Consider the following 11,982-nt stretch of genomic DNA (forward strand, 5'->3'; position numbering starts at 1 on the left):
CATGTATCCGTATTTCAAAAAGAAATTTATTATACCAGTCGCTGCGGCGGGAATGTTGTTTGTTGGAACCAGTTTTAAAGAAGACTTTTTTGAAATTGCCAAACAAATCGAAATTTTTACAACTTTGTTTAAAGCCGTAAATACCAATTATGTTGACGAAACCAATCCTGGCGATTTGATGGATAAAGCCATTAAAAGCATGTTGGCAAGTTTAGATCCGTACACGGTTTATTTTAACGAGCAAGATGTTGTCAATTTTAAAATCAATAATACGGGAGAATATACGGGAATCGGCGCTTTGATTTCTAGAAAGAAAGATCGCCTAATTGTTCGCGAACCTTATAAAAATTATCCGGCAGATAAAGCCGGACTTAAAGCCGGCGACGAAATCATTCAGATTGGAGATGTTCTTATCGCCGATTTTAAAGACGATGCTTCGCAATTATTGAAGGGAACAAAAAATACTAAAATCAACATTAAATATCTTCGTCAAGGAAAGCCAAGTACTACTGTTTTAGTTTTGGATGAAGTCGATATTAAATCGGTTCCTTTTTACGGAAAAATTGATGATAAAACGGGCTATATTGTTTTATCTCATTTTAGCAGAAAAGCTTCAAATGAGGTAAAAGAAGCTCTTGAAAAACTAAAAGCTGACGGTGCTAAACAAATTGTTTTGGATTTAAGAGGAAATCCTGGAGGTCTGTTGAATGAAGCAATTGATATCTGTAATTTGTTTGTTCCAAAAAATGAAGTAATTGTAACTACTAAATCTCGAATTGAAAAACACAATAATACTTATAAAACTCAAAAAGAGCCAGTTGACACTGAAATTCCATTGGCGATTTTAGTAAACGGAAGAAGTGCTTCAGCTTCTGAAATTGTTTCGGGTGCTTTGCAAGATTTGGATCGCGCGGTAGTTTTGGGAAGTAGAAGTTTCGGAAAAGGTTTGGTACAACGTTCTGTAGATCTTACTTATGGAACTCAATTGAAAGTAACTATTTCGAGATATTATACGCCATCAGGCCGATGCATTCAAGCTTTGGATTATGCACATAAGGACAAAAATGGTGTCGCGCAAAAAACAGATGCTAAAAATTTCAATGCTTTCAAAACTAGAAAAGGAAGAACTGTTTATGATGGTGGAGGAGTTTTGCCAGATATCGAATTAGAAGAAGCTAAAATAAGTCCGATTGCGACTGCTTTAATTAAAAACGATGGTGTTTTTGATTATGCTACAAGCTATTATTATAAAAATCCGAATTTGGGAGATAAGATTCCAACTATTTCAGATGCAGATTATGCGGCTTTCAAACAATATTTGAAAACAAATAAAATCTCCTTTGACACCGAAACCGAAGTGGCTTTGAGAAATACTTTAGCAGCAGCTAAAAATGAAAAAATAGACGAAACAATTGCTCCTGAATATCAGCAGTTATTAGCAGCTTTGGAGAAAAGCGAAAGCACATTACTGGATAAAAACCAAAAAGAAATCAAAAACATGATTTTGGAAGAGCTGATTAAGAGATACCAATATCAAGAAGGTTTGTACCAGTATTACCTTAAAAACAATTCGGAAATTAAAAGAGCAGTTAGTGTATTAAATAACCAAACAGAATATAAAACGATTTTAAAAATGTAGTAAATGAAGCTGACTCTGGCCTTATTTCTGTTCTCTTTTTATACAGTCACGGCGCAGCAAAAACCTGTTGAAACGATTTATTTTGAATTTGACAGATATGATTTAACAAGCAAACAAATCAATGTTGTTTCTGATTTTATAAAAAACATTGACACATCAAAAGTGGAGTCGATACAGATTTATGGCTATTGTGATGATAGAGGTACCGATCAATATAATTACAGATTATCTATTAATCGTGCAAATACAATTCAAAACTTACTAGTAAGCAAAGGATTCAATCAAAGTAAAATTGTTATTCTCGAGGGAAAAGGCCGAATAGTCGTTAAAGCAGATACGGTTGAAAATTTATACGAAACCCGTCTTCGAAATCGGCGGGTTGATTTAATTGTCGTTAAAAAGAATAGCTTTGGAAAAGGCATTCATAACTCCTTCAAAGACAAATTAAAGGTTGGTGATAGAGTTTATCTGGAATCTATTCTATTTGAAATTGGAAGCGCAAAATTGACTCCAATTGCAAAAAAAGAATTAGATAAAGTTGCCGTAACGCTTCAAAAACACCGAAACCTAAAATTTGAAATACGCGGACATGTTTGCTGTACGCCCGAAATCTATAGTGACGGAATTGACAGAGACACGAAAGAAAGGAGACTTTCCTGGAATCGCGCTAAAACTGTTTTTCATTATTTAATTTCCAAAAAAATATCAAAAAGTCGCATGACTTATCTGGGATGCGGCAATCAATATCCGTTAGGAAAGGGTGATAAATACGATCGACGAGTGGAGTTTTTGATTACACAGATTTGATAAATTTAGACGTCTTTTGCCAAAAGCCATTCGACAATATCTTTAAAGACATCATCCCAATGATAAGTAGTTTCTAATTCCTCTCCATTGGCATTAATCTTTCTAAATTCAAAATTATGTCCATAATTTGGATAGCTTTTTAGTTTTAAGTTTTTCTTATTTAGTAAAAAAGGCAACAAATCATTCTGCAAAGAACCAATATCTTTAGTCCCATAAACAATTAATAGCGGGTTTTTATAATATTTAAAACTTTCAAAACTCAGGTTTTGATTGTAGCTTAACCAATTCTTATACTTGCTATTATTGCTATAATTATTTTTATCATATTTAATAGTTAGATAATCTTTCAAATCTTCTTCTACATTCTTTTGAGATTGATCATCATTTTCTTTATCACTACTATAAAATCTTTCTTTTAAAATACTTTCAGAAATCCTGTTGAATGGATTAGCTGATAGGCAAACCATCTTTGCAATTTTTTTTATTGTTCTCTGCCACTTTAGCAACTACACGATATCCCTCAGAATGCCCAATTAAAAATAATGGTCCATTTTTAAACTGTCTATTTTTACTAAGATCATTAACAACCGAAACAACTTGTTTTACACGATATTCCAAATTATCATTGTCGATAAAATTCTTAGGAACTTCTCCTTTATCATTTACATATCCTCGGGAATCTCTATCATAACTTCCAATTAAAGGAATTCCTTTTCTTCCTATAATAACAAAATTAAAAGTTGAGAGATAATCATCAATTTTAAAAGGAATTATTGAACCTGTGCTAATTTCATCATAAAAAAGAATTGGCAAGGGTAATGATCCTTGTACAAAAACTATTGTTGGTTTAGAAATTGATATTTTTTCTTTTGAAGTAAGATAAATAATAGTGTCATTTTTTGTTCTCAAAATAGTTTTACAAAAACCAGCTTGCTCTAAATAAAATTTTTCATCTTGTTGAGAATAAATATTATTTATAAAAACGAAAAAGAACACTTTTAATATCAATATCCTTTTACTCATCTGAGAATTTATCTTTAATAATTTCATCGTAATTTAACTTTTGTAATTTTATCTTCTGCAAAACTTCTTGCGATAACCGATGCAATAGTTCATTCTGGATATGACAGATAATTTGAATGATTTCTTTGCAATAGATAGAAGGATTGTTAAAATTTTTTTCCAACGAATATCTGTGTCCTATAAATCCTCCTCCGCATATTGGCTTGAACAAACAACTCTCACAAGTTTCACACAATTTATCATGACTATAATAATATAATCTTGCTAATTCGGAATGCTTGTAAATTTTATTCAAGTCATCGTTGAGTACATTAAAGCTTGTTTTAGTAAAACCATCTCCACAAGTTTTCAATGTATCAACTGTTTCAATACTACCGTCAGTTTCTATAACTAAAGTTTTGTTTATTCCACAACCAAAAATTTCTGATTCACCACCAGATCCAAGAATCAGATTTATAAGATCAGAAAATGGTCTGACATTTGGTTTTTTTGATTCCTTATCATTTATCCACAAATCAAACATTTCTACAAGCCAATTACCAATTTTAGGCACTTTATTACTATCAGAATTTATATAATTATAATCTTGAAATAAAAAATGAACATTATTTACTTCCAATTTTTTAAAATGCTGATAAACTTCTTTTGGATCATCACTTACATCAATTACGCATAAACAATTAGAAAAATCATCTCCAAATACATTTTTAATCGAATTAAATCCACTAACAATTTGAAGATACATATTCTCCCCTTTATGGCCTACTCTATTTATACTATTAGATTTTGGCGTTCCATCAATGCTAATTCCGACTTGAATATTTAATTCTTTAAGACGCAAAGCTATTTTTTCGTTTAATAATGTACCGTTAGATTGCATGCCATATTCAATGCAAATTTCTTTGGGTATTATTCTTTTTTGAGTTTTAATAAAGTTCTCATAAAATCCAATGCCTGCCAATAGAGGTTCACCTCCATGAAAAACTACCAAAAATTCGCTAAGATTATTTTCAATACAATTATCTTTTATTCGCAATAGTAATGATTCGATAACATTCTGAGCCATAAATTTAGGTTGCAATTTATAACTTGTATCACACATATTGTATACGTAACAATAACTACAATTCAAATTACATCTACTTGCAACTTTAACTACAAGATTGTTAGTTACCATAAAATTATTCAATTAAAATGGGCGATCACTCGCCCAATAATTAATACTTTTTTTTAACGTCTTACATAAGTACTTTCAGTATATGTTCTACCAGCTGGCGGATCACGATCTTCCATAATACCTCCTAATATCTTTTGCATTTCCGTTCTTAATAAAGGTCTTAATGAATCATCCTTTTTTTCAACATTACTAGCCTTGTTTAAAAAAAACTTTACTTTTTGTTTCTTCAAAATAAAAAAATTAAATTTTAAATCATAATTAATAACTAGATTCAAATTTATAGGCTCTTCTTCAAAAACATTATTCAAAATTATGCAGTTTTCATGCGAATTGATTAATTAAAAAAAACAAAATGCAAGATTAAATATTCAAAAGTTTAAAAAAAATGATATAATTGTAAGAAAAAAAATACAATAATGAAAAAAAATTAATCTTAGCGAGACTTGAAAAAGGTTATTCTCAAGAAAAATTAGCCGATTTAATTGGGATGAGTCAATCTGCTTACAGTAGACGAGAAAATGGAAGTATAAAAATAACCGATAACGAGTGGAAGAGAATTGCTAAAGTATTAGATGTTAAAATAGAAGAAATTTGTGAATTGGAAGAAAATAAAAACTATGCATTATCACAATCATTTAGTATCCCTTCTTTCATTATAGAACATATTGAATTATTAAAAAAGGAAAATAAAATATTAAAAAATGAATTAAGTCGATTAAAAAAAAACTAGCTATTCACGTATCATCTCAATATGCGGAATATCATCTTCCAAATACATTTCGCTAGTTTGGACAAAACCGTGGCTTTCGTAAAATTTCTTTAGGTACAATTGAGCACCAATAGTGATTTGATCTTTTCCGAAATTGGATTTAATTCCAGCTATTGCTTCTTTCATTAATGCATGTCCCCATTTTCTATCGCGATAGTTTTGGTCAACAACTACTCTTCCAATCGAAGCATTATCAAAGCTTATTCCTACATCAAATAATCGTGAATACGCAACAATTTTGCCTTCAAACTCTCCAATTAGATGCAATGCTTTCTTGTCTTTGCTATCAAGGTCCAAATAAACGCAATTTTGTTCGACTACAAAGATTTCACTTCGCAATCTGAGCAAATCATATAACTCATCTACAGTTAATGCCTCAAAAGGCTTTATTTTCCATTTTAGTTCCATTCTTCCTTATTTTTTGCCGCGAAGGCACTAAGGCGCTAAGTTATATATTTTTTTAGGCTGCGCTAAAGTTTCTTATAGAAATCACAAAGACACAAAGTTATATCATGTAGAAATAAACCTTGTGTCTTTGTGTCTTTGCAACTAAATAAAAAATTATTTCTTTGTCATTACGATTTCCATACTTTTATATTCAGTCCCATTTTTTGTATCATACATTTCCATTTTTCTGGTTTGGGCGTCTACTATAGTATAAACCTCTCTATACTTGGTGCTTTTTGCTGTTACTGGATCGGCCATTTCTCCAAAATATTCTATACTCTTGGTGCTTTCGTTATACTTTCCGGTGCTAGTCATCATTCCAGTTCCCATATTATCGATAAATGTGGAAATGTATTCTTTAGTAGCGTTATTATAGCCTACTATGCCTTTACCCTCAAATGGCTGTCCCATCATAGTTCCTTTATAAATTGCTTCTTGAAAACGACCGCCTAAAATCATTTTGATTTCTGCTACAGAAGTTTCTTTTTCAGGTTTTGCATTAGCATCAGACCAAAATGTCATATCGCAATTCCATGTTCCAACTTCATCAGCCAGTATTTTATGTGCATCACTCGGAGTTGCATAAGCTGCCCAAGCTTTCATCTGTGCTGCAGAATCAAGCGGTTCTTCAACAACTGGCTCTTCCGTTTTAACACTGTCGGCCAGTTTTGGGGTTGACTCTTCTGCTTTTACTTCTTTTTTACAAGAAATAAAACATAAAGTTATTATTGCTAAGGTTGTGGTTAATTTTTTCATAACTATTTGTTTTTATGTTTGTTATGAATAAAATTACGAAAAATTGTTTCAGGTTTAACGTTGGATATGCTTTGACTTTTTAATCGCAAAACAAAACTACCTTTTGTCAATTCTGACTGTTTTTATGATTGCTTCTAACTCGAGCATTAAATCACGTTCTTGATGAGATGGCGAATAGCAGAATCCTTCAATCACTAAAACTCTATTAAAAGTTTTATCTAAAATTGCATAATTGATAAAAGGACCACTCATAAAATCATTCTTTAATTCCCAAGTTCCCTTTGTTTCAAAAGCATCTCTGTTGTCTAAAGTAATTTTTGAAAAATAAGGCGCGTAGGCTTCGCTGGTAATCATTTGTGTATTGGGTTCACGTCCTTGGATATATTTACCAATTGAGTCTCGCATTTTTACAATAGCACTTACGACGTCTTTTTTCTTTTTGAAATTATTCAACGGAATCTGATAAATCAATAAACTTGTATTCCCACTAATGATTTCTTTCTTTAGCCAGATAAATTTCTTTTTGTGCAACATGTATTCATATCCTGTTGGAATTTGAATATTGATATGGAATTTATTTTTTATGATAGCTTTATTCAGCAAAGAAGCGCTGTTATCTTCCTGAATTTTTTGAATTTCGGCATCGTGAATAATCTTGATTATTTGCGGTGAATTCAATTCAAGACTGCAAATAATGTCATCGACCGATTTTCCGTAAATGCGAAAAGTGTTGTGAGGTAAAGTTTTACTTCGAATAATTTCGAATTTTTCTGCGGCTGTTTTTTTTACCACAATAATGCTTCGGCTGTCAGTAACAAAGCCTTCCAATAATCTTGCAGGATATTGATTGATGGTAAAAAGCGGTTCTTCTTGAGTAAGTCCAAGAACTGGCGAAGCAAATTTATTTCTGATACTGTCTCCTACTTCTCCATACCATAATTGATCGTCAATAATGACTGAAATAGTATTGGTTTTTCCTGAAACTGTTTCATTTTGTTTTTCACTTTTGAAACATGATGTCAGTAAAAACGGAAGCAATAGCAATAAAAAATGGGTTTTATTCATTTTTTTAATTTATGAAATAAAACCCAAATTTAATAAGATTTTTCTATTATCCGTTTATTTTAAGTTTCATTCCCGGTTTAATATCTTCATCTTTAATGTCATTCCATTTTTTAATATCTGAAATTGTAACTCCAGGATATTTTTTAGAAATGCTGTATAAAGAATCTCCTTTTTTAACGTAATAATCTTCACTAACGTTTTTAGAAGGTGCTTTTTTCTTGAATGTATCAACCGAGTTTGATGCAATTGCTGTTGAAACTGGCTCTTCTATAACTATCGCTGCTTTAGAAATAATTAATGTTTTTCCTAAACCAATGTTATTTGAAGTTAAATTGTTAAGTTCTTTTAACTCCGCAATAGTCGTACCGAATTTTTTTGCAATGCTACCTAAATTGTCCCCAGCAACGACAACATAGTCCATATCTACAGCTGATGGCTTATCTTTTTCATCGGCAGAAGCAATAGCTTCTTCTTTCTTATCTACAATTGGAGCAGTTTTAACTGGAGCTTCCTCTTCAGATTTAATCTTGATATTTCTACCAATGGCAACTGAATTCGATTTTAAATTATTCCATTTTTTTAACTCACTGATGCTAACATTGTATTTTGAAGCAATTGCTCCCAAATTATCTCCTTTTCTTACTTTATAGAATTCGAAATCTCTATTTTCAATCACAGCTGGTTTTGCCACAGCTGGTCTAACTTTTGGAGCATATTTTACCGCCAATCTAGAATTTGTTGATTTCATTTCAGAATCATACTTCACATAAGCATAAATCTGAGGTTCGTTAGATACAAATGTTGCTATTTTATCTTTTGGAAGACGAATGAAATGCTGTTCTCCTTGATAAAAAGGAACAATTCCCATTTTATAAGATGGATTTAAAAGCTGAATTTGTGATTGTGGCATATCTAATAAATCAGCAATCTGTTTGAAAGACATTTGATTTTTGATTGCTACAGTATCGGTTTCAAAGTTTTTAACCACAGCTCTTTCAGGGTTAATTCCGTGTTCTTTGTGATATTCAAAAAGATACATTGTTGCTAAGAAAGCAGGAACGTAACCTTGAGTTTCTTTTGGAAGATAATTACGAATGTCCCAGTATTTTGTTTTTCCGCCAGAGCGACGAATTGCTTTGGTAACGTTTCCTGGACCAGAATTGTAAGAAGCTAAAACCAGTTCCCAGTCACCAAAAATATTGAACATTTTGGTCATGTATTCTGAACATGCGGCTGTAGCTTTAAGAGGATCGCTTCTTTCGTCTATATAAGAATCTATTTTTAAAGCGTATTGTTTTCCGGTTCCGTACATAAACTGCCAAAGTCCCGTAGCGCCCATTTTAGAAACTGCTTTAGGATTTAAAGCAGATTCTACAACGGCTAAATATTTTATTTCCAAAGGAACGTTTTGTTTTGCAAAAGCATCCTCGAAGATTGGGAAATAATATTCTGATAAAGCCATTAATCGAGAAAACGATTTTTTACGGTTCTTAAGAAATGACTTTATTATATTTTCTAAACCTTGATTGTATTCGATTTCAAAAGGTGATTTCTGATTCATCGCAACTAAACGCTCTTTCAGCAATTCGGTTGGAAGTTCTTCATCGACAGTAACATCTTTGTTGATGGTTTGAATGTCTTTGGTTAAATCATCATAAATATCTAGACTTACTAATTCGTTCATCCAAAGACTATCAACTTTTGAAGCTAAATGGTCTCTTTTGAATGTGCTTTTAATAGAATCTAAATATGATAGTTTAACCTCAGGCTTAATCTCTAAATCTGTCTTTGCCGTTTCCTGTGCACAGACAGCTAACGAAAAGAAAGCCGAAACCACAAGTGATAATTTCTTTACAATCATATAACATTATTTTAAAATTCTGTAATTCAAACAATTACAAGAGTTGTATTTTTGCAAATCTAAGCTCTTTATTGAAGAAAACTGTTTAAAAAAATGTTAATTGTGATATTTTAGTCTAAAATCGCTGCGATTCCAGGTAAAATTCTTCCTTCTAACATTTCTAGCATTGCTCCACCACCAGTAGAAACATAGCTCATTTTGTCTTCAAATCCGAACTGTTTTACTGCTGCAACAGAATCTCCACCACCAACTAATGAAAATGCTCCATTTGCTGTAGCTTCAGCGATATAATCTCCTAATGCAATTGTTCCTTTAGAGAAAGTTTCCATTTCAAAAACTCCTAATGGACCATTCCAAAGAATTGTTTTTGACTCTAAAATTACTTTTTTGAAGTTTTCTAGAGATTTTGGACCTGCATCTAAACCTTGCCATCCGTCAGGAATTGCAGTTACGTCTACAACCTGAGTATTTGCATTGTTTGAGAAATCGTCTGCTGCAATAACATCAACAGGAATGTGAACCTGAACGCCTTTTTCTTTTGCTAATTTTAAAATTTCAAGAGCTAGATCTAATTTATCATCTTCGCAGATAGACTCACCGATTTTTCCGCCTTGAGCTTTAATGAAAGTAAAAGTCATTCCTCCACCAATAATCATGTGATCTACTTTATCTAAGATATTTTCGATAACCGTAATTTTAGAAGAAACTTTAGAACCACCAAGAACAGCAGTTACAGGCTTTTCACTGTTTTTAAGAACTTTATTTAAACTGTCAATTTCTTTTGCCAATAATGTTCCAAAGGTTTTATCGTTTGGAAAAAATTGTGCAATAATTGTAGTCGATGCGTGTGCTCTGTGAGCTGTACCAAATGCATCGTTTACATAAATATCTCCAAGAGAAGCTAATTCTTTAGCGAAAGCTACATCTCCAGCTTCTTCTTCAGAATGAAAACGTAAATTTTCTAATAAAAGAACTTCGCCTGGTTTTAAATCTTTTGCTGCAGTCTGAGCTGGTTCTCCAACGCAGTTTTCAGCAAATTTTACTTGAACTCCTAAAATTTCAGAAGCTGTTTTTAAGATATGTTTTAAAGAGTATTTCTCTTCTGCTCCTTTTGGTCTTCCAAGATGTGACATTAAAATCACACTTCCACCTTGTGCTAAAATAGCATCAATTGTTGGCTTTGCTGCTTCAATACGTGTAGTATCTGTTACATTAAAATTCTCATCTAATGGCACGTTGAAGTCAACACGGATTATTGCTTTTTTATTTTTAAAATCGAAATCATTTAAAGTTTTCATCTGCTAATTTTTTTAATTTTTTGAAAGAATAACAAATATAGGACTTTTACTGTACTCTAAATTTCAAAAAAGCAAAAATAATCCATTAATAAAAACGAAAACGTTGTAAATTATGAAAATAAACAAATTAATTCTTAAAAATGATAAAATTACTTGTTTAATCGTGAACAGGACCTTGTGTACAAGGACAGTTACTGATAGATTGTAAGAAATCAAATCCGATTGTGATTGAATGCGTTCCTGAATTATAACCGCTAAGACCGTTAAACATCAACTGGTATGAATATGCAAAATAGAATTTTGATTTCATAAAACCAGCCATTGGTCCCATCGCCAAAGGTTTTGGGAATTGGTCATTTAAGAAACGGTAAGAAACTCCAATCCAATAGTAGTCTTCGTAACGATTGTAACGTCTGTATTTGAAGTTGAAATCGGTTGTAGAACGCTGGTCACTCGCAAAGTATTGAAGGAAAACCGATGGTTCGTATTCGATACGTCTGTTTTCTCCATCTTTAAAAGTGAATCCAGTATATAACTGAAAGTTAGAAAGTAAATCTGGTTCGTTTGTTCTCTCTGAAGTCAAATTTTTCTTTAAAACGTTATTCGCATTAAAACTCACATAGAAACCTTTATTACGATATAAAGCACTAAGGTCAAAGTTGTTGTTCGATGTACGACGATCATCTGTTACCCCTCCATCTGTACCAGTAAAATTACCAGTTTCTAAACGGAAAGTATTTATGTTATACGAAATACCAAATGAAAGATACTGTTGTGAATAATAATCTAATATAAGGTGATGCGCAAACGAAACCTTAGCACCTGTTTGTTTTGTATTACCATTACTATCATTATACAATGAAATACCTACTCCCGAACGATCTAAAACTCGAAAATCTGCATACACTGATTGGTTATCTGGTGCATCTTTAATTCCGACCCACTGTGTCAAACCGTTGGCTCTAATACGGAGGTTGTCTCCAATACCGGCATACGCAGGGGAAATAATGAAAGGGTTATCAGCTAAATACTGGGTAAACACTGGTAGGTTTAACTCTTGGCTGTAACTTGTTGTTACAGCCATGAGTACTAAGGATAAAATAAACTTTTTCATTGTATTAAATTTTTTAGATAACATCA

At 32.0% G+C, this 11,982-nt stretch carries 13 protein-coding genes; 3 read left to right on the plus strand and 10 right to left on the minus strand.

Features of this window, described 5'->3' with window-relative positions; genetic code table 11:
• Position 1: 1 nt before the first annotated feature.
• The gene (locus OD917_RS11660) at positions 2–1,639 is read left to right on the plus strand and encodes a S41 family peptidase (protein WP_263523696.1); all 1,638 of its coding nucleotides are present in this window, start codon (positions 2–4) and stop codon (positions 1,637–1,639) included.
• Positions 1,640–1,642: 3 nt separating this feature from the next.
• Positions 1,643–2,446 carry an OmpA family protein gene (locus tag OD917_RS11665; protein WP_263523697.1) on the plus strand — a complete coding sequence of 268 codons (804 nt, stop codon included), beginning with the start codon at positions 1,643–1,645 and terminating at the stop codon, positions 2,444–2,446.
• A gap of 5 nt (positions 2,447–2,451) precedes the next feature.
• On the opposite strand, the gene OD917_RS11670 is transcribed toward OD917_RS11665, so the two are convergent.
• The 4 genes from OD917_RS11670 to OD917_RS11685 are packed head-to-tail and all read right to left on the minus strand — an operon-like array spanning position 2,452 to position 4,954.
• Entirely contained in the window at positions 2,452–2,913 is a 462-nt protein-coding gene (locus tag OD917_RS11670) for a hypothetical protein (RefSeq protein ID WP_263523698.1), read from the minus strand.
• Entirely contained in the window at positions 2,894–3,496 is a 603-nt protein-coding gene (locus OD917_RS11675) for a hypothetical protein (protein ID WP_263523699.1), read from the minus strand. The genes OD917_RS11670 and OD917_RS11675 overlap by 20 nt, the downstream gene beginning before the upstream one ends.
• The gene (locus OD917_RS11680) at positions 3,462–4,646 is read right to left on the minus strand and encodes a radical SAM protein (protein ID WP_263523700.1); all 1,185 of its coding nucleotides are present in this window, start codon (positions 4,644–4,646) and stop codon (positions 3,462–3,464) included. Before OD917_RS11680 ends, OD917_RS11675 begins: the two co-directional genes overlap by 35 nt.
• A 53-nt stretch (positions 4,647–4,699) precedes the next feature.
• Positions 4,700–4,954, minus strand: a complete 255-nt coding sequence (locus OD917_RS11685; RefSeq protein WP_263523701.1) for a hypothetical protein — start codon at positions 4,952–4,954, stop codon at positions 4,700–4,702.
• Positions 4,955–5,076: 122 nt separating this feature from the next.
• Here OD917_RS11685 and OD917_RS11690 point away from each other — a divergent pair, with 122 nt between their 5' ends.
• Positions 5,077–5,376 carry a helix-turn-helix domain-containing protein gene (locus OD917_RS11690; protein ID WP_263524575.1) on the plus strand — a complete coding sequence of 100 codons (300 nt, stop codon included), beginning with the start codon at positions 5,077–5,079 and terminating at the stop codon, positions 5,374–5,376.
• On the opposite strand, the gene OD917_RS11695 is transcribed toward OD917_RS11690, so the two are convergent.
• The 6 genes from OD917_RS11695 to OD917_RS11720 all read right to left on the minus strand — a co-directional run bounded on the left by OD917_RS11695 (position 5,377) and on the right by OD917_RS11720 (position 11,956).
• The gene (locus OD917_RS11695) at positions 5,377–5,823 is read right to left on the minus strand and encodes a GNAT family N-acetyltransferase (protein ID WP_263523702.1); all 447 of its coding nucleotides are present in this window, start codon (positions 5,821–5,823) and stop codon (positions 5,377–5,379) included. It lies immediately after the preceding gene.
• A gap of 153 nt (positions 5,824–5,976) precedes the next feature.
• Positions 5,977–6,618, minus strand: a complete 642-nt coding sequence (locus OD917_RS11700) for a DUF1579 domain-containing protein (RefSeq protein ID WP_263523703.1) — start codon at positions 6,616–6,618, stop codon at positions 5,977–5,979.
• Positions 6,619–6,714: 96 nt separating this feature from the next.
• A complete protein-coding gene (locus tag OD917_RS11705) occupies positions 6,715–7,683 on the minus strand; it encodes a DUF4837 family protein (RefSeq protein ID WP_263523704.1) in 969 nt (322 codons plus the stop codon).
• Between the two features lie 46 nt (positions 7,684–7,729).
• Complete coding sequence (locus OD917_RS11710; RefSeq protein ID WP_263523705.1) at positions 7,730–9,544, minus strand: LysM peptidoglycan-binding domain-containing protein; 1,815 nt, start codon at positions 9,542–9,544, stop codon at positions 7,730–7,732.
• A 110-nt stretch (positions 9,545–9,654) separates the two neighbouring features.
• On the minus strand, positions 9,655–10,842 hold the full coding sequence (locus tag OD917_RS11715) for a phosphoglycerate kinase (protein ID WP_263523706.1): 1,188 nt from the start codon (positions 10,840–10,842) through the stop codon (positions 9,655–9,657).
• 157 nt (positions 10,843–10,999) lie between these two features.
• The gene (locus OD917_RS11720) at positions 11,000–11,956 is read right to left on the minus strand and encodes a type IX secretion system membrane protein PorP/SprF (RefSeq protein WP_263523707.1); all 957 of its coding nucleotides are present in this window, start codon (positions 11,954–11,956) and stop codon (positions 11,000–11,002) included.
• Positions 11,957–11,982 lie beyond the last annotated feature (26 nt).

Origin of the sequence: Flavobacterium sp. SH_e (assembly GCF_025717045.1) — a bacterium.
Classification (GTDB): domain Bacteria; phylum Bacteroidota; class Bacteroidia; order Flavobacteriales; family Flavobacteriaceae; genus Flavobacterium.